The organism is Variovorax sp. AB1(2024) (genome assembly GCF_037482385.2).
GTDB lineage: Bacteria > Pseudomonadota > Gammaproteobacteria > Burkholderiales > Burkholderiaceae_C > Variovorax.
In genome coordinates this window covers 2,641,594-2,664,895 of the sequence record NZ_JBBHKP020000001.1, presented here as the reverse complement: position 1 = coordinate 2,664,895, position 23,302 = coordinate 2,641,594, and the positions used below count along the sequence as shown (strand labels likewise).

At 68.7% G+C, this 23,302-nt stretch carries 22 protein-coding genes; 7 read left to right on the top strand and 15 right to left on the bottom strand.

Going from position 1 to position 23,302, the window contains the following annotated elements:
- Nucleotides 1–32 precede the first annotated feature (32 nt).
- From WIX39_RS12435 to mnhG, 6 genes are read left to right on the top strand one after another with little or no spacing between them, the layout of a single operon-like run.
- Nucleotides 33–2,981 (top strand): monovalent cation/H+ antiporter subunit A, encoded by a 2,949-nt coding sequence (locus tag WIX39_RS12435; RefSeq protein ID WP_106935180.1) that lies wholly within the window; start codon nt 33–35, stop codon nt 2,979–2,981.
- Nucleotides 2,981–3,331, top strand: coding sequence for a Na+/H+ antiporter subunit C (locus tag WIX39_RS12430; RefSeq protein WP_106935181.1), 351 nt, complete (start codon nt 2,981–2,983; stop codon nt 3,329–3,331). The genes WIX39_RS12435 and WIX39_RS12430 overlap by 1 nt, the downstream gene beginning before the upstream one ends.
- Nucleotides 3,332–3,372: 41 nt before the next feature.
- Nucleotides 3,373–5,043 carry a monovalent cation/H+ antiporter subunit D gene (locus WIX39_RS12425; RefSeq protein ID WP_081266938.1) on the top strand — a complete coding sequence of 557 codons (1,671 nt, stop codon included), beginning with the start codon at nt 3,373–3,375 and terminating at the stop codon, nt 5,041–5,043.
- On the top strand, nt 5,040–5,531 hold the full coding sequence (locus tag WIX39_RS12420; protein ID WP_081266820.1) for a Na+/H+ antiporter subunit E: 492 nt from the start codon (nt 5,040–5,042) through the stop codon (nt 5,529–5,531). Before WIX39_RS12425 ends, WIX39_RS12420 begins: the two co-directional genes overlap by 4 nt.
- Nucleotides 5,528–5,806 carry a K+/H+ antiporter subunit F gene (locus WIX39_RS12415; protein WP_081266821.1) on the top strand — a complete coding sequence of 93 codons (279 nt, stop codon included), beginning with the start codon at nt 5,528–5,530 and terminating at the stop codon, nt 5,804–5,806. The genes WIX39_RS12420 and WIX39_RS12415 overlap by 4 nt, the downstream gene beginning before the upstream one ends.
- Entirely contained in the window at nt 5,803–6,159 is a 357-nt protein-coding gene (gene mnhG / locus WIX39_RS12410; protein ID WP_081266822.1) for a monovalent cation/H(+) antiporter subunit G, read from the top strand. The genes WIX39_RS12415 and mnhG overlap by 4 nt, the downstream gene beginning before the upstream one ends.
- Nucleotides 6,160–6,178: 19 nt before the next feature.
- Here mnhG and WIX39_RS12405 read toward each other — a convergent pair whose 3' ends face one another.
- The 7 genes from WIX39_RS12405 to WIX39_RS12375 all read right to left on the bottom strand — a co-directional run bounded on the left by WIX39_RS12405 (nt 6,179) and on the right by WIX39_RS12375 (nt 13,918).
- On the bottom strand, nt 6,179–7,201 hold the full coding sequence (locus WIX39_RS12405) for an XdhC family protein (RefSeq protein WP_081266823.1): 1,023 nt from the start codon (nt 7,199–7,201) through the stop codon (nt 6,179–6,181).
- 19 nt (nt 7,202–7,220) lie between these two features.
- Nucleotides 7,221–7,814, bottom strand: a complete 594-nt coding sequence (locus WIX39_RS12400) for a CoxG family protein (protein WP_106935183.1) — start codon at nt 7,812–7,814, stop codon at nt 7,221–7,223.
- A gap of 35 nt (nt 7,815–7,849) precedes the next feature.
- The gene (locus tag WIX39_RS12395) at nt 7,850–9,073 is read right to left on the bottom strand and encodes a vWA domain-containing protein (RefSeq protein WP_409195093.1); all 1,224 of its coding nucleotides are present in this window, start codon (nt 9,071–9,073) and stop codon (nt 7,850–7,852) included.
- Between the two features lie 15 nt (nt 9,074–9,088).
- Nucleotides 9,089–9,991 carry an AAA family ATPase gene (locus WIX39_RS12390; RefSeq protein ID WP_106935185.1) on the bottom strand — a complete coding sequence of 301 codons (903 nt, stop codon included), beginning with the start codon at nt 9,989–9,991 and terminating at the stop codon, nt 9,089–9,091.
- 151 nt (nt 9,992–10,142) lie between these two features.
- Nucleotides 10,143–10,937, bottom strand: a complete 795-nt coding sequence (locus WIX39_RS12385) for an FAD binding domain-containing protein (RefSeq protein ID WP_409195092.1) — start codon at nt 10,935–10,937, stop codon at nt 10,143–10,145.
- Between the two features lie 22 nt (nt 10,938–10,959).
- The gene (locus WIX39_RS12380; RefSeq protein ID WP_409195091.1) at nt 10,960–13,410 is read right to left on the bottom strand and encodes a xanthine dehydrogenase family protein molybdopterin-binding subunit; all 2,451 of its coding nucleotides are present in this window, start codon (nt 13,408–13,410) and stop codon (nt 10,960–10,962) included.
- A 10-nt stretch (nt 13,411–13,420) separates the two neighbouring features.
- On the bottom strand, nt 13,421–13,918 hold the full coding sequence (locus WIX39_RS12375) for a (2Fe-2S)-binding protein (RefSeq protein WP_081266829.1): 498 nt from the start codon (nt 13,916–13,918) through the stop codon (nt 13,421–13,423).
- A gap of 178 nt (nt 13,919–14,096) precedes the next feature.
- Here WIX39_RS12375 and WIX39_RS12370 point away from each other — a divergent pair, with 178 nt between their 5' ends.
- Entirely contained in the window at nt 14,097–15,242 is a 1,146-nt protein-coding gene (locus WIX39_RS12370) for a helix-turn-helix domain-containing protein (protein WP_081266830.1), read from the top strand.
- Nucleotides 15,243–15,275: 33 nt separating this feature from the next.
- Here the strand turns inward: WIX39_RS12370 and WIX39_RS12365 are convergent, their stop codons facing one another.
- From WIX39_RS12365 to WIX39_RS12330, 8 genes are all read right to left on the bottom strand, one after another.
- A complete protein-coding gene (locus WIX39_RS12365) occupies nt 15,276–15,653 on the bottom strand; it encodes a nuclear transport factor 2 family protein (protein WP_409195090.1) in 378 nt (125 codons plus the stop codon).
- A gap of 92 nt (nt 15,654–15,745) precedes the next feature.
- Entirely contained in the window at nt 15,746–17,239 is a 1,494-nt protein-coding gene (locus WIX39_RS12360) for a M81 family metallopeptidase (RefSeq protein ID WP_409195089.1), read from the bottom strand.
- The gene (locus WIX39_RS12355; protein ID WP_409195088.1) at nt 17,236–18,489 is read right to left on the bottom strand and encodes a Zn-dependent hydrolase; all 1,254 of its coding nucleotides are present in this window, start codon (nt 18,487–18,489) and stop codon (nt 17,236–17,238) included. Before WIX39_RS12355 ends, WIX39_RS12360 begins: the two co-directional genes overlap by 4 nt.
- A 34-nt stretch (nt 18,490–18,523) precedes the next feature.
- On the bottom strand, nt 18,524–19,240 hold the full coding sequence (locus WIX39_RS12350) for an ABC transporter ATP-binding protein (protein ID WP_409195087.1): 717 nt from the start codon (nt 19,238–19,240) through the stop codon (nt 18,524–18,526).
- Nucleotides 19,237–20,004: an ABC transporter ATP-binding protein gene (locus WIX39_RS12345; protein WP_409195086.1), complete on the bottom strand. Its 768-nt coding sequence runs from the start codon at nt 20,002–20,004 to the stop codon at nt 19,237–19,239. Before WIX39_RS12345 ends, WIX39_RS12350 begins: the two co-directional genes overlap by 4 nt.
- Nucleotides 20,001–20,963: a branched-chain amino acid ABC transporter permease gene (locus tag WIX39_RS12340; protein WP_409195085.1), complete on the bottom strand. Its 963-nt coding sequence runs from the start codon at nt 20,961–20,963 to the stop codon at nt 20,001–20,003. The genes WIX39_RS12345 and WIX39_RS12340 overlap by 4 nt, the downstream gene beginning before the upstream one ends.
- Nucleotides 20,964–20,974: 11 nt before the next feature.
- The gene (locus WIX39_RS12335; RefSeq protein ID WP_409195084.1) at nt 20,975–21,835 is read right to left on the bottom strand and encodes a branched-chain amino acid ABC transporter permease; all 861 of its coding nucleotides are present in this window, start codon (nt 21,833–21,835) and stop codon (nt 20,975–20,977) included.
- 133 nt (nt 21,836–21,968) lie between these two features.
- Nucleotides 21,969–23,174 carry an ABC transporter substrate-binding protein gene (locus tag WIX39_RS12330; RefSeq protein WP_081266836.1) on the bottom strand — a complete coding sequence of 402 codons (1,206 nt, stop codon included), beginning with the start codon at nt 23,172–23,174 and terminating at the stop codon, nt 21,969–21,971.
- Nucleotides 23,175–23,302: the final 128 nt, after the last annotated feature.

The following is a 23,302-nucleotide window of genomic DNA, read 5'->3' as shown; positions in this document are numbered from 1 at the left end:
TTTGATAGGGGCCGCCGATAGAATCAACCACAATGCCCCTGGTCTTTCTCGTCGCACTCCCTTTCATTGCCAGCGTGCTGGCCGCGTTGATGCCCTCCAACGCGCGCAACAGGGAGTCGACGCTCGCGGGGCTCGTGGCGCTGGGCTGCGCCATCCAGGCCGCATGGTTCTTCCCGCAGATCGCGCACGGCAATGTGCTCCGGCAAGAAATCGAATGGCTTCCGGCCCTCGGGCTGAACCTGGTGTTCCGCATGGACGGCTTCGCATGGCTGTTCTGCATGCTGGTGCTGGGCATCGGTGCACTGGTGGTGCTTTATGCGCGCTACTACATGTCGGCCTCCGACCCGGTGCCGCGCTTCTTCTCTTTCTTCCTCGCGTTCATGGGCGCGATGATGGGCGTGGTGCTCTCGGGCAACCTGATCCAGATGGTGCTGTTCTGGGAGCTCACCAGCCTTTTCTCCTTCCTGCTGATCGGCTATTGGCACCACCGCCGCGACGCACGGCGCGGCGCGCGCATGGCGCTCACCGTCACCGGCGCGGGCGGGCTGTGCCTGCTGGCCGGCGTGCTGGTGCTGGGCCGCATCGTCGGCAGCTACGAGCTCGACGTGGTGCTGGCCTCGGGCGACCTGATCCGCGCGCATGCGCTCTACCCCACCGCGCTGGTGCTGGTGCTGCTGGGCGCCTTCACCAAGAGCGCGCAGTTCCCGTTCCATTTCTGGCTGCCGCGCGCCATGGCCGCGCCCACGCCGGTGTCGGCCTACCTGCACTCGGCCACCATGGTGAAGCTGGGCGTGTTCCTGATGGCGCGGCTGTGGCCCGTGCTCTCGGGCACCGAGCAATGGTTCTGGCTGGTGGGCGGTGCCGGCGCCATCACGCTGCTGCTGGGCGGCTTCATCGCCATGTTCCAGCGCGACCTGAAGGCGCTGCTGGCCTACTCGACCATCTCGCACCTGGGGCTCATCACGCTGCTGCTGGGCCTGAACAGCCCGCTGGCCGCCGTGGCCGCCGTCTTCCACGTGATGAACCACGCGACCTTCAAGGCGTCGCTGTTCATGGCGGCCGGCATCATCGACCATGAGACGGGCACGCGCGACATCCGCAAGCTCAGCGGCCTGATGCGGCTGATGCCCATCACGGGCACGCTGGCCATCATCGCCAGCGCCTCGATGGCCGGCGTGCCGCTTCTCAACGGCTTTCTCTCGAAGGAAATGTTCTTCGCCGAGACGGTGTTCATCCAGTCGACGCCGTGGGTCGATTTCAGCCTGCCGGTCATCGCCACCATCGCAGGCGTCTTCAGCGTGGCGTATTCGGCGCGCTTCGTGTTCGACGTGTTCTTCGGCCCGCCCTGCGGCGACGAAGTACCCAAGCACCCGCACGAGCCGCCGCACTGGATGCGCGTGCCGGTCGAGCTGCTGGTGCTGGTGTGCCTGGTGGTGGGCGTGGCGCCGGCGTGGTCGGTCGGCCCGATGCTCGCCGCCGCGGCCACGCCCGTGGTCGGCGGCACGCTGCCGGAATACAGCCTGGCCGTGTGGCACGGCTTCAACCTGCCGCTGGTGATGAGCTTCGTGGCGCTGCTGGGCGGCGCCATGCTGTACCTGCTGCAGCGCCGCCAGCGCGCGGGCGGCGGCCTCGAGAACACCCCCCTGCTGCATCGCTTCGACGGCCAGGTCATCTTCGAGCACCTGCTCGCGCTGCTGAGCGAAACCGGCCGACGCAGCCGCCGCCTGTTCGGCACCAAACGCATGCAGTGGCAATTGCTGTTGCTCGTGGTGGTGGCCGTGGCGGGCGCGGCCGCGTCGCTCTGGGCCACGCCCGCGGCGCCCGGCACGCGCGAGCCGCTGCCCTTCTCGCCGATGTTCGCAATGACCTGGCTCATCGGCGGCACCTGCGCGCTGGCCGCCGCCTGGCAGGCCAAGTTCCACCGGCTCGCGGCGCTGATGCTCGCCTCCGGCGCGGGGCTGGTCTCGTGCGTGACCTACATCTGGTTCTCCGCGCCCGACCTCGCGCTCACGCAGCTGGTGGTCGAGGCGGTGACCACGGTGCTGATCCTGCTGGGCCTGCGCTGGCTGCCGATGCGCAGCAAGGACGCCGTCCAACCTGCGCGCGCGCGGCTGCGGCCCTGGGGGCGCCGCGGCCGCGACCTGCTGGTGGCCGCCATTGCCGGCGGCGGCATGGCCGCGCTGGCCTGGGCCATGATGACGCGGACCTTCCCGCAGAGCATTTCCCCCTTCTTCCTCGAACGCGCGCTCACCGAAGGCGGCGGCACCAATGTGGTCAACGTGATGCTGGTCGACTTCCGCGGCTTCGACACCTTCGGCGAGATCACCGTGCTGGGCGTGGTCGCGCTCACGGTGTATGCGCTGCTGCGGCGCTTTCGCCCCGCGATCGAATCGATGGCGCTGCCGATCCAGCAGCGCCTGCAGGTCGACGACGGCAGCAGCGACCTGCTGAATCCGCGCCGCGCCAAGGACACCGCCGTCGGCTACCTGATGGTGCCGGCCGTGCTGGTGCGGCTGCTGCTGCCGCTGGCGGTGCTGGTGTCGGTCTACTTCTTCATGCGCGGCCACAACGCGCCGGGCGGCGGCTTCGTCGCCGGGCTGGTGATGTCGGTCGCGCTGGTGCTGCAGTTCATCGTCTCGGGCACCGAGTGGGTGGAGGAGCACCTGCGCATCTACCCGCGCCGCTGGATCGCCATCGGCCTGCTGTTCGCGCTCACCACCGGCAGCGGCGCGGTGGTGTTGGGCTACCCCTTCCTGACCACGCACACCGCGCACCTGCACCTGCCGCTGCTGGGCGAGGTGCACGTGCCCAGCGCCCTCTTCTTCGACATCGGCGTGTTCGCGCTGGTGCTCGGTGCCACCATGCTGATCCTGACCGCGCTGGCCCACCAGTCCATAAGAAGCCACCGCTGGGCCGATGAACAGGCCGAAAAAGAGGCCGAAGCGGCCGCCGCCGTCACCGCCGCCGGAGGGGCCCGCTGATGGAGGCCGTGCTCGCACTCGCCATCGGCGTGCTCACCGGCTCGGGCGTCTACATGCTGCTGCGCCCGCGCACCTTCCAGGTCATCATGGGCCTGACGCTGATCTCCTACGCGGTCAACCTGTTCATCTTCAGCATGGGCCGGCTCAAGGTCGACAGCGAGCCGGTGCTCGTCAAGGGCTTCGAGGCCACGCTGGCCAACACGGCCGACCCGATGCCGCAGGCGCTGGTGCTCACGGCCATCGTGATCGGCTTCGCGATGACGGCGCTGTTCCTCGTCGTGATGCTCGCCTCGCGCGGCCTGACCGGCACCGACCACGTGGACGGTGAAGAGCGGCAGGAGGCGGAGTGAAGGAAGTTTTTCACCTGCTCGACGAACTGCTCGAGTTCAGCATGCCGCACCTGGTGGCGGTGCCGATCCTGGTGCCCATGCTCACGGCCGCGCTAATGCTGCTGCTGGGCGAGAACCGCCGCCGCGCCAAGTCGGCGCTGAGCGTGGTCTCGGGCCTGGTGGGCCTGCTGGCGGCGCTGGCGCTGCTGCGCTGGGTGAACGCGCCCGAAACCGGCGGCGGCCCCGGCTCCATCGGCGTGTACCTGCCGGGCAACTGGCGCGCGCCCTTCGGCATCGTGCTGGTGGCCGACCGGCTCTCGACCATGATGGTCGCGCTCACCGGCGTCATCGCATTCGCGGCCTCGATCTACTCCACCTCGCGCTGGGACCGCGCGGGGGTGCACTTCCATCCGCTGCTGCAGCTGCAGCTCATGGGCCTGAATGGCGCATTCCTCACCGGCGACCTGTTCAACCTGTTCGTCTTCTTCGAGGTGATGCTGGCCGCGTCGTACGGCCTGCTGCTGCACGGCTCCGGCCGGCTGCGGGTGCAGGCGGGCCTGCACTACATCGCCATCAACCTCGCGGCGTCTTCGCTGTTCCTGATCGGCGCGGCCATTCTCTATGGCGTGACCGGCACGCTGAACATGGCCGACCTGGGCATGCGCATCGCCGAACTCTCGCCGGGCGACCGTGGCCTGGTGCACGCGGCGGCGGCCATCCTGGCGACCGCCTTCTTCGCCAAGGCCGGCGCGTGGCCGCTCAACTTCTGGCTGGTGCCGGCCTACAGCGCGGCGGTCTCCCCGGTGGGCGCGGTGTTCGCGCTGCTGACCAAGCTCGGCATCTACACGATCCTGCGGCTGTGGACCACGCTGTTCGCGCCCGACACCGGCGACTCCGCCGCCTTCGGCCAGGCCGCGCTGGTGGCCGCCGGGCTGGCCACGCTGTTCGTGGGTGCCATCGGCATCGTCGGTACGCAGCGGCTGTCCAACCTTGCGGGCTTCAGCGTGCTGGTGTCCGCCGGCACCCTGCTCGCGGCGGTCGGCCTCGGCCAGCCCGCCGTGTGGGCCGGCGCGCTTTACTACATGCTGAGCTCCACGCTCGCGGTCAGCGCCTTCTTCCTGCTGACCGACATGATCGAGCGCTGGCGCAACGCCGGCATGAGCGTCGCGCCGCACGAGGCGGCGGGCAATGCGCCCTTTCTTGCCGAAGACCTGCGCGCGCTCGCCGACGTGAACCTCGACGACGAGGCGCAGGCGCTCTACGGCCGCGCCATCCCGGCCGGCGTGGCCTTCCTGGGCTTGAGCTTCATGGGCTGCACGCTGCTGCTGGCGGGCCTGCCGCCGCTGTCGGGCTTCATCGGCAAGTTCGCAATGCTCTCGGGGGTGCTCGGGGGCGCGACGCCCGGCACCGCCGGCTGGGCCTTCCTTGCGCTCTTGATCGTCTCGGGCTTCCTGTCGCTGATCGCGCTGAGCCGCACCGGCATCCGCCACTTCTGGACCCAGCCGCACGCCACCATGCCCTCGCTGCCCGCGCTCGAAGTGCTGCCCGTGGCGGGCCTGCTGGCGGCCTGCGTGGCGCTCACCGTGTGGGCCGAGCCCGTGATGCGCCATGCCATGGCCACGGCGCAGGGCCTGAAGAACCCCGTGGCCTATCGCCAGGCGGTGTTCGGCGCCCGGCAGGTGCCCAACCCCGTGCCCGCGGCGGAGAAGAAACAGGAAGGCGCGGCCCCATGAAGCGTTTGCTGCCTTCACCGCCGCTGTCGTTCGCGCTATTCGTCGTCTGGCTGCTGCTCAACCAGTCGCTCGAGGCGAGCACGCTGGTCTCGGCCGTGATCCTGGCCATTGCAGTGCCTTTGCTGACCGAGAGCCTGCGCCCGGCCGCCGTGCGCATGCGCAGGCCCGGCGTCGCGCTGCGGCTGTCGTTCCTGGTGACCTTCGACATGCTCAAGTCGGCGTACGACGTGGCCCGGCTGCTGCTCACCCGCCGCACGAGCGGCATCGCCTCGAAGTTCGTCCAGATACCGCTCGACATGCGCGACCCCAACGGGCTGGCAGTGCTCGCGATGATCATGTGCCTCACGCCCGGCACCGCCTGGGGCGAAGTGTCGTTCGACCGCAGCACGCTGCTGATCCACGTGTTCGACCTCGACGACGAGGCCGCCTTCATCGCGATGATCAAGCAGCGCTACGAACGCCCCCTGATGGAGATCTTCGAGTCATGACACCCGTCCTCTTCTGGGCCCTGAAGTTCGCGCTGTTCCTGCTGGCCGTGGCCATGCTGTGCGCGCTCTCGCGGCTGCTGATCGGCCCCACCGCGCAAGACCGCGTCATGGCGCTCGACTGCCTCTACATCAACGGCATGCTCATGATGCTGGTGCTCGGCATCATCTACGCGAGCAACGTCTACTTCGAGGCGGCCATGCTGGTCGCGCTGTTCGGCTTCGTCGGCTCCACGGCCATGGCCAAGTTCCTGCTGCGCGGGGAGGTGATCGAATGAACGATTTCATCATTGGCCCGCTGCCGCTGTGGGCCGAGATCATCACCGCCGTATTCGCCGTGCTGGGCGCGGCCTTCGCGGCCATCGGCTCCTTCGGCCTGCTGCGGATGCCGACCTTCTTCCGCCGCATCCACGCGCCCACGCTGGGCGCGACGGTGGGCGTGTGGTGCATGACGGTGGCCACCATCGTGTATTTCTCGGTGCAGGGCTTCAGCCTGTTCCTGCACGCGGTGCTGATCGTGCTGTTCATCGCGCTCACCGCTCCGATCACCACCATCTTCCTCATGCGCGCGGCGCTGTTCCGCGAACGGCAAAAGGGCGGCGACGTGCCCCCTGAAGCCAAGTCGAACTGAGGCAGCCGCCCGGGCACGCTCAGCTCGGCTGCAGCTGCTGCATCTCCTTGGCCCGCGCCACCTCCATTTCGCGCGGCAGCGTCACCGCGTTCTTCACCGCGAGAATCTCCGCCATCACGCTCACCGCGATCTCCGGCGGCGTCTTGCTGCCGATGTAGATGCCGATGGGCCCGCGCAGCCGCGCCAGCGATTCGTCGGTCTGGTCGAAGTGCTCGATCATGCGGTCGCGGCGCGCGTCGGCATTGCGCCGCGAGCCGATGGCGCCGACGTAGAAAGCTTCGCTCTGCAGGGCCTCCAGCAACGCCAGGTCGTCGAGCTTGGGGTCGTGCGTGAGCGCCACCACGCAGCTGCGGCGGTCGGGCCGGAAGGCCAGCACCGCGTCGTCGGGCATCTCGGTGGTGATGTGCACGCCGGGCAGCGACCAAGCGGTGCGGTATTCGGCGCGCGGGTCGCACAGCGTGACCGCGAAGCCGCTGAACTTGGCCATGGTCGCGAGGTACTCGGCGAGCTGGCCGGCGCCGATCAGCAGCATGCGGTATTCGGGGCCGAAGGTGTTGGTCAGTTCGGTGTCGTTCACCGTGAGCTCGTCGGGCGCCTTGGCTTCCGCCAGCCGCACCGCTCCGGTGGCCAGCGTGACGGTGCGCCGCATGAGCCGGCCCTGCTCCAGTTGCGCCACCAGCAGGTCGAGCGAATCGGCATCGGGCGCGTATTCGAGCAGCAGCTCCAGCGTACCGCCGCAGGGCAGGCCGAAGCGGTGCGCCTCGTCGGCGGTGATGCCGTACTTGACGAGCGCGGGAGGCGCGCCCAGCGGCACGTCTTCGCCCTTGCCGTGGGCATGGCTGTAGCGCGCGATCAGGTCGTCCTCGATGCAGCCGCCCGAGACCGAGCCGACCACCGCGCCGTCTTCGGCCAGGGCCATGATCGAGCCCACGGGCCGCGGCGACGAGCCCCAGGTGCGCACCACGGTCGTCAGCAGCGCGCGTTTGCCGGCACGCCGCCAATCGCGCAGCGTGCGCAGCACCATGACGTCGAGGTTTTCCATGGCTCGCTCCCTCGGTTCCTCAGGCGGCGTCGCCCGGCGGAACCGGGTCGTCCTTCTTGCCGAGTCCGATCTTCTTCATGAGGCCGGACATGACGCCGGTCTTCTCGGCGGGCGCTTCGGCGCCCTCGGGGGCGGCGGCCGGCGGCGGGCCGTAGCGACTCTGCATCTCCGCCTCGAAGCGCTTGAAGAAGTCGTCGGCAGTCGACTTGGCCGCGCCGTCGATCAGCCGCTGCCCGAGCTGGGCGATCTTGCCGCCGACCTGGGCCTGCACCGTGTAGTCGAGCTCGCAGCCGGCATCGGGCGCGGCGGCGCCTTCCGACGGCTTGAGCGTGACGCTGGAAGAGCCCTTGGCAAACCCCGCCACGCCGCCCTGCCCCTCGAAGCTCAGCTTGTAGCCGTTGGGCGCCACGATGTCCGACAGCACCACCTTGCCGTTGAACTTGGCCGACACGGGGCCGATCTTCACCGCGAGCGCGACGCTGTAGGTGTTGTCGCCCGTCAGCTCGAACTTGTCGCAGCCGGGAATGCATTTCTTCAGCGTCTCGGGGTCGTTGAGCGCTTCCCAGGCTTGTTGTTGGGTGATGCCGAGGTGGCGGTTTCCGAGCATTTCCATGGTGGGCTTCCTTTTTTTCGGCGCTGCCGGACGTGTCAACGTCCGGCTCTCATCAGGGCTGCGAGGCTGGCGGCCAGCTGCTCGAGCGCGTTGAGATTGTGGACCGCGAGCATCGCGTCCGCATGGCGGTGCAGCACGGCGGCCCCACGGGCCAGAGGGGCGTAGCCTTCGAAACGCAGCAGCGGGTTGAGCCACAGCAGCCGGCGCGAATGGCGCTTGAGCCAGAGCAGTTCCTGTTGCAGCACTTCGGGCTCGCCGGTGTCCAGGCCGTCGCTGATCACCAGCACCAGCGTGCGGCGGCCGGTCAGGCGGCGGGCGTGGGCGCGGCGCAGTTCGGCCAGCGAAGCGCCCAGCCGGGTGCCGCCCGCGAAGTCGTCGATCGCCAAGCCGGCGGCGACCAGCATGTCGTCGGTGTCGGCCAGCCGGAAGGCGGGCGTCAGGTCAGTCAGGTCGGTGCCGAAGGCGAACACGTCGCGCCGGCCGGCACGGCGGGTTGCCGCATGGAGAAAGGCCAGCAACAGGCGCGCATAGCGCTCCATCGAGCCCGAGACGTCGACCAGCACCAGCAGCGGCAAGGGCTGTTCGCGGCGCGCCAGCCGGGGCAGCCGCAGGATCTCGCCGCCGGTGCGCGCAGCCTCGTGCAGCACGCCGGGCCAGTGCATGCGCGCATGCTGCCGGCCGGCATCGCCCGCCGCGCGCAGGCGGCGCGACGGCAGCGACGGAACCGGCAGCGAGATGTCGCGCGCGAGCCGCTCCACCAGCCGGTATTCGGAAGCGCCGAGCGCGTTGAAGTCGGCATGCTGCAGCCGCTGGCGGTCGCTCGACGTCATGGCGGCGTCGAACTCGATCTCGCGGTCGGGCTTGGCGGGCTTGGCGGGCTCGGCAGGCTTGGCGGCCTTGCGCGGCGCGGTGAGCGCCTCTCGCACGCGCGGGCGGCGCTTCGACGGCTCCGCCTTGCCCTCGGCGGTGGGCAGCATCTGCGCGAGCAGCTTGTTGGCCAGTTCCGGGTCGCGGAACCAGGCGTCGAACAGCTCGCGGAACACCATGCGGTCCTGCTCGCGGCTGACCATCACGGCTTCCATCGCCGCGCCCAGGTCGAGCTTGTCTTCCACGCCCACCAGCGTGGCGGCCTCGGCGGCCAGCGCGATGCGGGCGGCGTCGGTGCGTACGCCGGCACGGCGCAGCGCCCGGCCGAAGGCGGTGATGTTGCCGGCGAGCTTGCCGCTGCGGACGTCGCCGAGTTGCTGGATGCCGGCCATGCGTGCCCAGCGCGCTCAGCGCGCGGCCGGCTCCTCGGGACGCAGCAGGTCGGACGCCAGCTCCTGCGTGAGCGCGGCCACGTCGTCGCGCTGCTTGAACAGGATGCCGGCGGTGTCGACCACCACTTCGGGGTCGAGCTCGACGGTGTCTAGCGCGATCAGCGCGCGCGCCCACTCCACGCTCTCGGCAATGCCGGGCGCGCGCTGGAAAGCGTTGACGAAAGGCGCCTCGCGCAGCCGCGCGACAAAGGCCGACACCTGCGCCGACAGCTTCTCGCTGGCCTGCGGCACCTGGGCCCGCACGATGGCCAGCTCGCGTTCGCGCTCGGGATAGTCGAGCCAGTGGTAGAGGCAGCGGCGCTTGACCGCGTCGTTGAGCTCGCGCGTGCGGTTGCTCGTGAGAATGGTGACGGGCGGCACCACGGCGCGCACCGTGCCCAGCTCCGGAATGCTCACCTGGTACTCGCCCAGGTACTCGAGCAGGAAGGCCTCGAAGGGCTCGTCGGCGCGGTCCACTTCGTCGATCAGCAGCACGGCCCCCGGCGCGGGGGTCTGCAGCGCCTGCAGAAGGGGGCGGCGGATCAGGTAGTGCGGCTGGTAGACCTCGGCTTCCACGTCGCGCGCGGCGCCCGTCGCTTCGGCTGCGCGCATGTGCAGCAGTTGCGCCGCGTAGTTCCATTCATAGAGCGCCTCGCGCTGCTCCAGCCCGTCGTAGCACTGCAGGCGCAGCAGTTCGCGGTTCAGCGCGGTCGACAACGCCTTGGCCAGCTCGGTCTTGCCCACGCCGGGTTCGCCCTCGAGCAGCAGCGGCCGCTGCAGCTTGAGCGCCAGGAACACGGCCGTCGCCAGGCGCCGGTCGGCGAAGTAGCCGGCCTGCATCAAACCGTCGGAGAGGGAGTCGATGGTCGGAAAGATCATGGCGAAGCGTAGCGGAGAGCCAGGGCAGGCCAGCGTGCGCCGCGCCTCCTCTTCGAGAACACCGCGGAACCGGCTACGCCGGGCCGATGGTGTTGCCCCCTGCAAGGGGGTTGGAGAAGCGACACGAAGTGCGCGAAGCCTGGGGATGAGCCTAAGCCAGCGCCTTGGTCACGGCGCGCTGGGTGAGCACGCTGATCAGGTTCGCGCGGTAGGCAGCCGAGGCATGGAGGTCGCTGTTGAGGTCGCTCGCGTCGATCTTCACGGCGGAAGCGGCCGCGGCGGTGAAGTTCTGGCTCAGCGCGTCTTCCAGCCCGGCATGCCGGAACACGCCGTTGCCCGCGCCGGTGACGGCCACGCGCACCGCGCCGCTGGCGGCCTGGCTGAGGAAGATGCCGACGAGCGGAAAGTGCGAAGCCTTCTGGCGCAGCTTCTCGTAGGCGGCGCGCTTCGGAACGGGAAAGCGGATCGCGGTGATCAGCTCGTCTTCTTCCAGCGCGGTGGTGAACAGGCCCAGGAAGAAGTCGTCGGCCGCGATCTCGCGCTTCGACGTGACGACGGTGGCGCCCGAGCCCAGCACCGCGCTCGGATAGCAAGCCGCCGGGTCGTTGTTGGCCACCGAGCCGCCGATGGTGCCCATCGCGCGCACCTGCCGGTCGCCGATGCGCGAGGCCAGGTCGGCCAGCGCCGGGAAGGCGGCCTTGACGTCGGCGTTGTTGGCCACGTCCAAGTGGCGCGACATGGCGCCGATGGTGAGGACGTCGCCGTCTTTCCTGATGCCCGAGAGCTCGGCGATGCCGCTCAGGTCCACCAGCTGTTCGGGCGCCGACAGCCGCAGCTTCATCGACGCCAGCAGGGTCTGGCCGCCGGCCAGCGGCTTGGCGCCGGCGGCAACCAGCTTGGTGGCATCGGCCACGGAAGCGGGCCGTTCGAGGGTGAAGGCGTACATGGTGTGGTTCCTTCTTTGTTGTTCAGGGGGCCGGACGGCCTTGGGTGCTGGCGGCCAGCGCGGGCTCTTGCGGCAGGGTGTCGGCCGCGGCGCTGCCGCTGCCCTTTTGCATCGCTTCCCAGACGCGGCTGGACGATGCGGGCATGTCGAAATCCTTGACGCCCAATGGCGCCAGAGCGTCGAGCACGGCGTTGATCACTGCCGGCGGAGAACCGATGGCGCCCGCTTCGCCGCAGCCCTTGGTGCCCAGCGGATTGTGCGTGCACGGCGTGCACACGGTGTCCAGCTTGAACTGCGGGAACTCGGCGGCGCGCGGCATGGCGTAGTCCATGAAGCTGCCGGTGAGCAGCTGGCCGGTCTCGTTGTCGTACACGCAGTTCTCGAGCAGCGCCTGGCCGATGCCCTGCACCAGTCCGCCATGCACCTGGCCCTCGACGATCATCGGATTGATGATGGTGCCGAAATCGTCCACCGCGGTGAAGCGGTCCACGCGCACCTCGGCGGTCTGCCGGTCGATCTCGACCTCGCAGATGTAGGTGCCGCCCGGGAAGGTGAAGTTGGTCGGGTCGTAGAAGGCGGTTTCGTTCAGGCCGGGCTCCAGCTTGTCGAGCGGGTAGTTGTGCGGCACGTAGGCCGTGAGCGCCACCTGGCCGAACGGGATCTTCTTGTCCGTGCCCTTGACCGTGAACTCGCCGTTGGCGAACTCGATGTCGGCGTCGCTGGCCTCCATCAGGTGCGCGGCGATCTTCTTGGCCTTGGTCTCGATCTTGTCGAGCGCCTTCATGATGGCCGCGCCGCCCACCGAGATGGAGCGCGAGCCGTAGGTGCCCATGCCGAAAGGCACGCGGCCGGTGTCCCCGTGCACCACGTCGACGTTCTCGACCGGAATGCCCAGCCGCGCCGCCACCACCTGCGCGAAGGTGGTCTCGTGGCCCTGGCCGTGGCTGTGCGAACCGGTGAACACCGTCACGCTGCCGGTCGGATGCACGCGGATCTCGCCGCACTCGAACAGGCCGGCCCGCGCACCGAGCGCGCCGGCGATGTTCGACGGCGCGATGCCGCAGGCCTCGATGTAGCTCGAGTAGCCGATGCCGCGCAGCTTGCCGCCGGCCTCGCTGGCCGCCTTGCGCGCCGCATAGCCGTCGACCTCGGCCAGCACCCGGGCCTTGTCCATGCAGGCATGGAAGTCGCCGGTGTCGTACTGCAGCGCCACCGGCGTCTGGTACGGGAAGGCGGTGATGAAGTTGCGCTTGCGGATCTCGTCCTGCCCCAGGTTCATTTCCCAGGCGCAGCGCGACACCAGCCGCTCCAGCAGGTAGGTGGCCTCGGGCCGGCCGGCGCCGCGGTAGGCATCGACCGGCGCGGTGTTGGTGAACCAGGCATCGACCTCGACGTAGATCTGCGGCGTGGTGTACTGGCCCGCCAGCAGCGTGGCGTAGAGGATGGTGGGCACCGCCGTGGAGAAGGTCGACAGGTAGGCGCCCAGGTTGGCGTCGGTGTGCACGCGCATGGCCAGGAACTTGCCGTCCTTGTCCATCGCCATCTCGGCATGGCTCACATGGTCGCGGCCGTGGGCGTCCGACAGGAAGCACTCGGAGCGCTCGGCGGTCCACTTGATGTTGCGGTTGAGCTGCTTGGCCGCCCAGGTCAGGCACACGTCTTCGGCATAAAGAAAGATCTTGGAACCGAAGCCGCCGCCCACGTCGGGCGCGATCACGCGCACCTTGTGCTCGGGCAGGCCCAGCACGAAGGCCGTCATCAGCAGGCGCTCGACGTGCGGGTTCTGGTTGGACACGTAGAGCGTGTAGTCGTCGGTGCCCCGGCTGTAGCTGCCGATGGCCACGCGCGGCTCGATCGGGTTGGGAATGAGGCGGTTGTTGACCAGGTCGAGCTTCGTCACGTGCGCGGCGTTCGCGAATGCCGCGTCGACCGCCGCCTTGTCGCCCAGCGCCCACTTGTAGCACTGGTTGTCGGGCGCCTCGTCGTGCAGGGTGACGCCGCCGGCCTTCCTGGCGGCGTCGGCCACGCTCACGAGCGCGGGCAGCACGTCGTAGTCGACCACCACGGCCTCGGCGGCGTTCTTGGCCTGCTCGACCGTCTCGGCCACCACCATGGCCACGTGGTCACCCACGTAGCGCACCTTGTTGATCGCCAGGATCGGGTGCATCGGCTCCTTCATGGGGGTGCCGTCGGGGTTGTTGATGAGCCAGCCGCAGGGCAGCCCGCTCATCTTTCCCTCGATGTCCTTGCCGCTGAAGATGCCGATCACGCCGGGCATCTTCATGGCCTCGGAAATGTCGACCGACTTGATCGTGGCGTGCGCGTGCGGAGAGCGCACGAAAACCGCATGGCTCTGGTTGGCCAGCGTGATGTCGTCGGTGTAGTTGCCCGCTCCGGTCAGGAACCGGTAGTCTTCCTTGCGCCGCAGCGCCTCGCCGATATGCGGCAGATTGGAAAAGTCGGATGCGCCCATGTCCCTCTCCTCAGGCGGTTGCCGTTGTCTTGACGGGCGTGCCCGAGGCCATGGCCTCGCCGCCCATCTTCACGGCCTTCACGATGTTCTGGTAGCCCGTGCAGCGGCACAGGTTGCCGTCGAGCAGCTCGCGGATCTCCGATTCGCTCGACTTGGGGTGGTGGGTGCACAGGTCGATGGCGCTCATCACCATCCCCGGGGTGCAGAAGCCGCACTGAAGGCCGTGGCACTCCTTGAAGGCCGCCTGCATCGGGTGCATGGCGCCGTCGGCATCGGCGATGCCCTCGATGGTGGTGATGTCGGCGCCGGCCGCCTGCGCGACCAGGATGTTGCAGGACTTGACGGCACGGCCGTTCACAAGGACGGTGCAGGCGCCGCACTGTGCCGTGTCGCACCCGACGTGGGTACCGGTGAGATGGAGGTGCTCCCGGATTGCATGCACGAGAAAGGTGTTGGGAGGAGCGTCGACCGTGGCCTCACGGCCGTTGATCTTGAAAGCGACCTGCATTTGGCTGTCTCCGTGAAAGGTGATGGCTAATTCAGCGAAAGCATCTTGGATGCCGACCTCCCGCACTATCCTAGGCAAAACCCTTGACACTTGCACAGACGGCGCGAAATTCTCAAAATGAAACAGCTTGCCATCCTGCGAGCCGGCAAAAGCCCCCACACCGCGCGAACACCCCACGATGCCTGTCGCTTCAATCGTTTCGCCAGCCCCTGAGCGTTCGCTGGCCATCGCCCAGGCCCGCCGCGAGCTGATTCACGGCGAATCCCCCAGGGCGCGCGCAACGGCCCGCGTCGACTCCTGGATCAGCCGCTCCTGGCAGCGCTGCATCGAGGCCGGCCGGCGCCCCCAGCAGCGCATCAGTTTCGACCCGGTGAGCCAGTCCGCGCAGCGCGATGCCGCCGAGCGCAACCGCGTGCTGGTCGCCGCCGCGCGGCCGGTGATAGAGCGGCTCTCGCGCGCCATTGCCGACACCCGTTATTTCGCCATCCTGACCGACGCCGACGGCATCGTGGTCGATGTCGGCAACCTGCCCGACGGCACCGACGCCGCCAGCCGCTATGCGCGCGACATCGGCCGCATCGGCGTCGACCTGTCGGAGCGGGCGATCGGCACCAGCGCCATCGGCACCGCACTGGCCGAGCAGGAATCGGTGTGGCTGCACCGCGGCGAGCACTTCTTCGACGACACCAGCGTCTACAGCTGCGCCGGCGCGCCGCTGTTCGGTCCCCGAGGCGACTGCATCGGCATGCTCGACCTGACCGGCGTGCAGGTGGTGGAACGCCCGGAGCTGCGGCACCTGGCCACCCTGTCCGCGCGCAGCATAGAGAACATGCTGGTGCTGCGCGAACCCTGCGAGCTGCTGCTTCGCCTGGCCTGGCCCGGCAGCGCGGCCAGCGAAGCCACCGAGGGGCTGTTGTGCATCGACGGCGAAGGCCGCGTCACCGGCGCCAACGCGGCCGCCCGCCAGATGCTGCACCAGCCGCTGGCGCGCGAGCAGCAGGCGCTGCATTTCAACGACCTGTTTGCCCTGCCCCTGCACATGATGTTCGACGCCGCCCGGCGCGGCGACGCCATGCTCGAAGTGCCGCTGTGGTCGGGCCTGCGGGTGCAGGTTCAACCCCAGCACGGCGGGCGCGGCACACCGGGTGGGCTGCCCGCGGCGGACAGCCGGCCCCGGCTGCGCGACGTGGAGACCGCCCTGATACGCAAGGCGGTGGCCGACGCCCGTGGCAACGTGGCGGAGGCCGCCCGGGCGCTGGGCATCAGCCGAGCGACCGTGTACCGCAAGCTGTGGCGCGGCCGGCCGGCCGGCGCGCCGGACTGACCCTTCCGAAGCTCGCGGCTGTTCAGCTTTGGTTCAGGCGCCGACCGGGACCTTGTCGAGGAAGCCGGTCACCGAGCGCAGCTTGCCCGCCTCCACCTGCGCGAAGTCGGTGCCCTGGATCAGGTCCTCGGCGCCGCTCGGGCCCAGCGTCCATGAAAAGCGCAGGTGGTCGCCGTGGGAGTCGGCCTTGCCCAGCAGATTGAAGCGGAAGCCGGGAAAGCGCTGGTGCACAGCGTCGACCAGCGCGCTGATCTGCTCGCGGCCGCTGGCCTGCGCCATCGGGTCGACGTAGCGGGCATCGGCGGTCCAGCCGGCTTCGATCAGCGCGGCGCGGCGCGCGGCGTCGGTCTCGTTCCAGACGGCGATGTAGCGTTGGGCGATCGTGGCGGCGTCGTGTGCGGCGGTGTTCATGATGACCATTCCTTTCGGGAGTTTCGACCCGCAACATCGCGGGGTGAGTGAATGGTCGCGCCGCACGCGCACAGCGTCGATGACCTGGGAGGTCATGCCGCCCGTGCCATCTCCGCATCCGCGTCGAGCGGAAACACCGGCCTGCGCACCTTGCTGAACGGAAACAGGCTGTAGTCGGAACTCGTCACGCCGGGGCTGTCGCACTCCACCAGCGCGGCCGACAGCGGCTCGAACACCGGCCGGCAGTACATGCGCGACTTGAGCAGCAGGAAGCGCTCCTTGCGCGGATCGAGCCCCGCGCACTCGAACACGCCGATGTCCCACGGCTCCTGCGTGCGTTCCGTCACCACGATGCGCGCCGCGCCGATGTCGAACAGCACCGTGCGGCCCATGCTGCTGCGCTGGCCGGTGTAGGTGGGGCCGGTGATCACGTATTCGCCGTCGCTCACGGCACGCACGGTACCCGTCAGCCGCACCGGCGTCTTCTTCAGGCCGATGCCTTCGAGCGAAACCTTGTTGCCCAGCGCCACGGTCACCTCGGCGCCCTCGCCCGCGGCGACGAACTGCGCCACCGCCTCGGGGTCGCACAGCGGCCCCACGCCGATGCCGTGCAGCCCTTGCGCCAGCGCTTCCTGCAGCACGTCCATGGTGTCGCAGCTGCCGCCCGACATGCAGTTGTCGCCGTGGTCCAGCAGCAGCACCGGGCGCGTGGCGCCTTCCGCGACGAGCTTCGCGCGCGCAATCGATTCGGCCATCGGCTCGCTGCGGTAGACGAAAGCCTCGCGCTCGTTCCACATCTGCGCGGCGATGCGGTCGGCCGTGGCCTGCGCGCGCTCCGGCGAATGCGCATCGACCACGATCACGCTCATGCACGGCGCCTCGATGTCCGACAGCGAGAAGCCCGCCAGGATCGACACCGCGAGCGACTCCGATTTCTCCGCCTCGCGCGCCGCCTCGATGGCCCGCTGCATCGCGCCGGTGAACGATGCGCTGCGCAGCGTGTGCGCCATCAGCGGCAGACGGTGCCAGCGCATCGCTGGCTTGCCGCGTCCGGCGAGCATGTCGAACAGCAGGCGGCCGGCATGCGCGCCGGTTTCGTACATGTCGATGTGCGGATAGGTCTTGAAGCCGACGATCACGTCGGCGTTCCCAACCATCGCGGGCGTGACGTTGGCATGCAGGTCGAGCGCCACGCCGATGGGCACGCCCGGCGCCGCCGCGCGCAGCCGCACGAGCAGGTCGCCTTCGCCGTCCACGCTGTTCTGCGCAACCATCGCGCCGTGCAGGTCGAGCAGGATGGCGTCGCAGCCCGGCGCGGCATCGACGATGCATTGCGTCAGCAAGGTGTAGGCAGCGGCATCGACCGGCCCGCTCGGGTTGGCAGAGGCAGACACCGGCGTGACGAGTTCGGCACCCGCCGCCTCGGCCAGGTCGATGAAGGCCGACATCGCGGTGCGCATGCCCTTGTTGTCGCGGTAGGCCTGCTCGCCGAAAGTCGGCCCGTCGGGCCCGAAGGCCGAGAGTGGCGTGGGCACGGGCGAGAAGGTGTTGGTCTCGTGGTTGAGGCGCGCGATCAGCACTTTCATTGCGCGACTCCCGCGCTTTGCAGCATGGCCTGCAGCAGCACGTTGCAGCCGGCTTCCAGGTGGTCGGGCTGCGCGTCCTCGATCTCGTTGTGGCTGATGCCGTCGAGGCAGGGCACGAAGATCATGGCCGCGGGGCACACGCGCGCGAGGTACACCGCGTCGTGGCCCGCGCCGCTGATCACGTTCATCCAGGTCATGCCCTGCGCCTGCGCGGCTTCGCGCACCGCCGACACCAGCTTCGGCGTGAAAGGCTGCGGCTGGAAATACACGACCTGCTCCACCGACATCTCGACCTTGCCCTTCGTCGCGATGCGCTGCACGGTCTCTTTCAGTTCGGCGTCCATGGCCGACAGCACCACGTCGTCGGCCGCGCGCAAGTCGACACTGAGCTTCACGCGCCCCGGAATCACGTTGCGCGAATTAGGGTAGTTGTCGATCCAGCCGACGGTGCCGCGCCCATGCGGCGCATGGGCGAGCGCAATGCGGTTGACCTCGATCACGAGTTCGGCAGCGGCCAGCAGCGCGTCCTTGCGCAGGGCCATCGGCGTGGGGCCGGCATGGGCTTCCATGCCCTGCACCGCCACGTCGTACCAGCGCTGGCCCAGTGCGCCTTCCACCACGCCGATCACGCGCTCGTTGGCTTCGAGCACCGGGCCCTGCTCGATGTGCGCCTCGAAGTACGCGCCCACCGGCGATGCCGTCGCCGACGCGGGCGTGCTGCCCGCGTAGCCGATGGCGGCGAGCGCGTCGGACACGCTGACGCCGTCGTTGTCGCGCTGCGCCAGTGCGTGTTCGAGCGTGAACGCGCCGGCGAACACGCCGGAGCCCATCATCACGGGCACGAAGCGCGAGCCCTCTTCATTGGTCCACACCGCGATTTCGAGCGGTGCCTCGGTCTCCACTTCGGCGTCGTTGAGGCAGCGGATCACCTCCAGGCCCGCGAGCACGCCGTAGTTGCCGTCGAACTTGCCGCCGGTGGGCTGCGTGTCGATGTGGCTGCCGGTGGTGACGGGCGGCAGCGCGTTGTTGCGGCCAGCGCGGCGCGCGAAGATGTTGCCGATGGCGTCCACGCGGACTTCGCAGCCCGCCTCGCGCACCCAGCGCACGAACAGGTCGCGGCCCTGGCGGTCGAGGTCGGTCAGCGCGATGCGGCAGACACCGCCTTTCTCGGTGGCGCCGAGCTGCGCCAGTTCCATCAGCGAATTCCAGAGCCGCTGGCCGTCGATGCGGAGTTCAGTGTGTGAGTTCATGGCTTTGCGGTAAGGATGAGTGTTGCGGCAGGCCTCAAGCAAGGCCCACGCCCAGGTAGCGGTCTTTCACTTCGTGGTCGGCCATGAAGGCGGCATTGCCGGCCTCGTGCACGATCACGCCCTGCTCCACGATGTAGTGGCGGTCGGCCAGCTGCACGCAGACTTCGAGGTTCTGCTCGACCAGCAGGATGGCCACGCCGGCCGCCTTGATGGTCTTCAGCTGCGCGACGATTTCCTCGACGATCACCGGCGCGAGTCCTTCGACCGGCTCGTCGAGGATCAGCAGGCGCGGGTGGTTCATGAGCGCGCGGCCGATGGCCAGCATCTGCTGCTCGCCGCCCGACAGCTGTCCGCCGCCGTTGCGCCGCCGCTCCTTGAGGCGCGGGAAGATGCGGTAGATGTCGGCCAGCTGCCAGGGCGACTCGCGCCGCAGGCCGAGCAGCAGGTTTTCTTCCACCGTCAGCAGCTTGAAGACGCCGCGGTGCTCGGGCACCAGGCACACGCCGCGCGTGGCGATGCGGTGCGGCGGCATGCCCGCGATGTCCGCTCCCTGGAAGCGCACGCGCCCGCTCGTGGGCGTGACCGCGCCGGCAATGCTCTTGAGCGTGGTCGACTTGCCCGCGCCGTTGCGCCCCAGCAGCGTGACGAGTTCGGCCTCGCCCACGCGCATCGAGACGCCCTGCAGCACGTGGCTCTTGCCGTAGTGCGCGTGCAGCGCCTCGACTTCGAGGATGTTCTTCCCGCCGCTCATGCCTTGCCTCCTGTGATCATGTTGCCAAGGTAGGCCGTACGCACGCGCGCATCGGCGCGAATGTCGCCCGGCAGCCCTTCGGCGAGCACGCGGCCAAGCTGCATCACGGTCACGGTGTCGGAGATGTCCATCACGATGTTCATGTTGTGCTCGATCAGCACCACGGTGTGCCGGTCGCGCAGGCTGCGGATGAGCTGCTTCATGTCGTCGAGGTCGTCGATGCCCATGCCCGAGGTCGGCTCGTCGAGGAAGATGGCCTTCGGCCTGGCGGCCAGCGCCATGCCCACCTCGAGGCGGCGCTGCTGCCCGTGCGAAAGCTCGCTGGCCGGCGTGTTCGCGAACCGCTCGAGGCCGACGCGCTGCAGCACTTCGTCCACCGTCTGCGCGCAGGCCAGTTCACCGACCGGTGCGCGCCAGCAGTTCATGGCCTGGCGCGGCGAGACGCCCTGTGCCGCCACGCGCAGGTTCTCGCGCACCGGCAGGCTCAGGAACAGCGCCGTGACCTGGAACGAACGCGCCATGCCGCGCTGCACGCGCCGGTGGTCGGGCTCGCGCGTCACGTCGTGGCCGTCGAACAGGATGCGCCCGCCCGTGGTGGTGCCGGTACCCGTGAGCATGTGGAACAGCGTGGTCTTGCCCGCGCCGTTGGGGCCGATCACCGAGTGCACGGTGTTGCGCCTGATCTTCAGGTCGACCCCGCCGAGCGCGGCAAACTTGCCGTAGTGCTTGGTAACGCCGATGGCTTCGATGAGAACGTCGCTCATGCCTTTTCTCCTTGCGCGGCGGCAGCGTCCGGCGCCGCCGGTGGCGAGCGCCGGAAGACGCGCTTCCAGACGCCCTCGCCCAGCCCCCAGAGCCCGCGCTGCATGCCGATGCTCACGCCGATCAGCAGCAGGCCCAGCAGCAGCAGCCAGCGCGGCCACAGCGTGGAGAGCCAGTCGGCCAGCAGCACATAGAAGGCCGAGCCCAGCACCGACGCGAACAGGTTGCCGGTGCCGCCGATCACGGTGATGACCAGGATCATCTCGCTCGTGTGGTATTCGGCGTTCGACAGCGGCGCGATGCCGGTCATCATGGCGTGCAGCCCGCCCGCCAGTCCGGTGACGGCGCCGGAGATCATGAAGGCCAGCAGCTTGAAGCGCTTGAGGTCGTAGCCCACGGCGGCGGCCCGGTCCTCGTTGTCGCGGATGGCGAGCAGCGTGCGCCCGAAAATCGAATCGGTCACGCGCAGCAGCAGGCCGAAGGCGATGAGGAAAATCACCGCCACGAAAGCGTAGTACTTCCACGGCGTGTCCATGAAGCCGGGGCGCGGCACGTCGAGCAGGCCGTTGTCGCCACCCGTGAGATCGGTCGCGGTGTAGGCGATGAAATAGAACATCTGCGCAAAGGCCAGCGTGAGCATCACGAAGTAAGTGCCGCGCTGGCGGATGGCGACCCAGCCGACCACCGCCGCGCCGATCGCGCCCATGGCCATGGCCGCGAGCAATGCAAGCGGCATGGGCAGGTGCAGGCGCGTGAGCAGGATCGCGATGGTGTAGCTGCCCAGTCCGAAGAAGATGCCTTGCCCGAAGGACAGCAGCCCCGTGTAGCCCAGCAGCAGGTTGCAGCCCAGTGCCGCCAGCGCGTAGATGAGTACCTCGCTCGCGAGCGAGCCAGAGCTCAGCACAAGCGGCAGGCCCAGCGCGGCGACGAGCGCCAGGAGGAATGTGATTTTTCTCGGCATGTCGTGTCCGTTCATGCTTTCCGGCCGAGCAGGCCATGCGGGCGCAGCAGCAGCACGGCCGCCATCGCGATGTAGATCATCAGGCTGGCTCCCGGCGGCCAGATGGTGCTCATGAGGCTCTGCACGATGCCGATCACCACCCCGCCCACGAGCGCGCCGCCAAAGCTGCCGAGCCCGCCGATCACCACCACCACGAAGGCCACGCTCAGCGCCTCGACGCCCATGAAGGGCTCGGCCCCGCGAATGGGCGCAGCCAGCACGCCGGCCAGCGCCGCCGTGGCCGCGCCCAGCGCGAACACCAGGCTGAACACGCGGAACACGTTGATGCCGAGCAGCGACACCATCTCGGTCGATTCGCTGCCCGCGCGCACCGCGCTGCCCAGGCGCGTGCCTTCGAGCACCCACCACAGCAGCACTGCGAGCACGGCGGTGAAGCCGATCACGAACAGCCGGTACTTCGGATAGACGAAGCTGCCCCACATCACCACGCCCTGGAGCAGGTCGGGCGTGGGCACGCTGTTGCCCAGCGGGCCCCAGAACACGATGACGATCTCCTGCACCGCGAGCGCGAGGCCCACCGTCACGAGGATGTGGAACTCATGCGCCTTGGCATACACGCGGCGCAGCAGCAGCTTCTCGGCCAGCCAGCCGAGCGCGCCGACGAACAGCGGCACCAGCACCAGCGCGGCCCAGAAGTTCAGCCCCCACTGCATGGCCTGGTAGCACAGGTAGGCACCCAGCAGATAGAAAGCGCCGTGCGCGAAGTTCACGAAACGCAGCAGGCCGAACACGATGGACAAGCCAACGGCCAGCAGGAAATACAGCATGCCGATGCCGATTCCGTTGATGGTCTGGAGCAGGTAGACGGACATATGTGTGAGTGATGACGGGCTCGGATGCGGCACCCCGACCTTTCGGGAACACCGCGGAACCGGCTTTGCCGGGCCGCAGGTGTTGCCCCCTGCAAGGGGGTTGGAGGCCACACGCAGTGGGCAAGCCTGGGGGTTAGCCCAATCTGCAGCCGGTCTTGTCGGCCGGCAGGAAGGACTTGCCGGAACTCACCACGTCGACGTAGTCGGCCGCGTTCTTCATCTTCGACTTGGCCTTGCCCTTGAGCAGGTAGTAGTCCTTGATGACCTGGTGGTCGGCCTTGCGGATTTCCTCGGTGCCGGTGAGGCCGTCGAACTTCATGCCCTCGAGCGCGGCGATCACCGCCTTCTGGTCGACCGTGCCCGCCTTGACGATGCCGTCGATCAGGATCTTGGTGCAGACGTACGAGCCCGCGAGGCTGTAGTTGGGCACGATCTTGAGCTTGTCGGCGGTGCGCTTCACCAGGTCCTTGTTGAGGGTGGTGTCGGCCGTGTGCCAGTACTGCGCGCCGAAGTACACGTCTTCGCAGAGGTCGGCGCCCAGTTCGTCGAACTGCTCCAGGCCCGAAGCCCAGGCCATGAGGATCGTCATGTTCTTGTGCATGCCGAAGCTCACCGCCTGGCGCAGCGCCGCGGAAGACTGCGCGCCGAAGTTCAGCAGCAGCAGCACGTCGGGCTTGGCCGCCATCGCATTCGTGAGGTAGCCGCTGAACTCCTTCTCGTTGAGCGAGTGGTAGCTGTTGCCCACGTGCTCGATGCCCTTCTCCTGGAAGATGTTCTTGGCCGCGCTCAGCAGGCCGTCGCCGAACACGTACTGCGGCGTGATGGTGTACCAGCGCTTGGCCTTCGGCATGGTGGCGATCAGCGGGCGCACCGTCTGCTCGATGGCACCGAAGGTGGGCACCGACCAGCGGAAGGTGGCGGGGTTGCAGTCCTTGCCGGTGATCTCGTCCGCGCCCGCGGTGGTGATGAACAGGCCGCCGGCCTTCTCCGCCTCCTTGCCCATGGCCAGCGCTTCCGACGACAGGATGCCGCCCGCGAAGAACTTCGCGCCCTGCTGCTGCGAGGCTTCCTGCACCTTGCGCACGGCGGTGGCCGGCTTGCCCTCGGTGTCGAGCACGGTGTAGGCCAGCGGGCGCTTGAGCACGCTGCCGTACTGCTCGATGGCCAGCTTCATGCCCAGGTCGGCGTACTTGCCGTTGGCCGCGAAGGCGCCCGACATCGGGACCGGGCAGCCGAAGCGGATCGCCTCGGCCGACTGGGCAAAGGCGGCGCGGCCGGCCAGCAGGGAAGCGGGGGCGGCCGACAGGGCGGCAAGCTGAAGGAGGTGTCTGCGATGCATGGGGATCTCCGGTCGTGGTGGGTGAAACAAGGAAAAGGTGGGGCCTGCGATTGCCGGCGAATTTAAGCGGATAAATAGGATTAATATGCTGGTAAAAACCCGCTAGCAATCCTTGTGCCCAACACCGA

Excerpts from the sequence above, each read along its gene's own strand:
- WIX39_RS12435 (WP_106935180.1), top strand. The coding sequence starts at position 33 with ATGCCCCTGGTCTTTCTCGTCGCACTCCCTTTCATTGCCAGCGTGCTG.
- WIX39_RS12430 (WP_106935181.1), top strand. The coding sequence starts at position 2,981 with ATGGAGGCCGTGCTCGCACTCGCCATCGGCGTGCTCACCGGCTCGGGC.
- WIX39_RS12425 (WP_081266938.1), top strand. The coding sequence starts at position 3,373 with ATGCCGCACCTGGTGGCGGTGCCGATCCTGGTGCCCATGCTCACGGCC.
- WIX39_RS12420 (WP_081266820.1), top strand. The coding sequence starts at position 5,040 with ATGAAGCGTTTGCTGCCTTCACCGCCGCTGTCGTTCGCGCTATTCGTC.
- WIX39_RS12415 (WP_081266821.1), top strand. The coding sequence starts at position 5,528 with ATGACACCCGTCCTCTTCTGGGCCCTGAAGTTCGCGCTGTTCCTGCTG.
- mnhG (WP_081266822.1), top strand. The coding sequence starts at position 5,803 with ATGAACGATTTCATCATTGGCCCGCTGCCGCTGTGGGCCGAGATCATC.
- WIX39_RS12405 (WP_081266823.1), bottom strand. The coding sequence starts at position 7,201 with ATGGAAAACCTCGACGTCATGGTGCTGCGCACGCTGCGCGATTGGCGG.
- WIX39_RS12400 (WP_106935183.1), bottom strand. The coding sequence starts at position 7,814 with ATGGAAATGCTCGGAAACCGCCACCTCGGCATCACCCAACAACAAGCC.
- WIX39_RS12395 (WP_409195093.1), bottom strand. The coding sequence starts at position 9,073 with ATGGCCGGCATCCAGCAACTCGGCGACGTCCGCAGCGGCAAGCTCGCC.
- WIX39_RS12390 (WP_106935185.1), bottom strand. The coding sequence starts at position 9,991 with ATGATCTTTCCGACCATCGACTCCCTCTCCGACGGTTTGATGCAGGCC.
- WIX39_RS12385 (WP_409195092.1), bottom strand. The coding sequence starts at position 10,937 with ATGTACGCCTTCACCCTCGAACGGCCCGCTTCCGTGGCCGATGCCACC.
- WIX39_RS12380 (WP_409195091.1), bottom strand. The coding sequence starts at position 13,410 with ATGGGCGCATCCGACTTTTCCAATCTGCCGCATATCGGCGAGGCGCTG.
- WIX39_RS12375 (WP_081266829.1), bottom strand. The coding sequence starts at position 13,918 with ATGCAGGTCGCTTTCAAGATCAACGGCCGTGAGGCCACGGTCGACGCT.
- WIX39_RS12370 (WP_081266830.1), top strand. The coding sequence starts at position 14,097 with ATGCCTGTCGCTTCAATCGTTTCGCCAGCCCCTGAGCGTTCGCTGGCC.
- WIX39_RS12365 (WP_409195090.1), bottom strand. The coding sequence starts at position 15,653 with ATGAACACCGCCGCACACGACGCCGCCACGATCGCCCAACGCTACATC.
- WIX39_RS12360 (WP_409195089.1), bottom strand. The coding sequence starts at position 17,239 with ATGAAAGTGCTGATCGCGCGCCTCAACCACGAGACCAACACCTTCTCG.
- WIX39_RS12355 (WP_409195088.1), bottom strand. The coding sequence starts at position 18,489 with ATGAACTCACACACTGAACTCCGCATCGACGGCCAGCGGCTCTGGAAT.
- WIX39_RS12350 (WP_409195087.1), bottom strand. The coding sequence starts at position 19,240 with ATGAGCGGCGGGAAGAACATCCTCGAAGTCGAGGCGCTGCACGCGCAC.
- WIX39_RS12345 (WP_409195086.1), bottom strand. The coding sequence starts at position 20,004 with ATGAGCGACGTTCTCATCGAAGCCATCGGCGTTACCAAGCACTACGGC.
- WIX39_RS12340 (WP_409195085.1), bottom strand. The coding sequence starts at position 20,963 with ATGCCGAGAAAAATCACATTCCTCCTGGCGCTCGTCGCCGCGCTGGGC.
- WIX39_RS12335 (WP_409195084.1), bottom strand. The coding sequence starts at position 21,835 with ATGTCCGTCTACCTGCTCCAGACCATCAACGGAATCGGCATCGGCATG.
- WIX39_RS12330 (WP_081266836.1), bottom strand. The coding sequence starts at position 23,174 with ATGCATCGCAGACACCTCCTTCAGCTTGCCGCCCTGTCGGCCGCCCCC.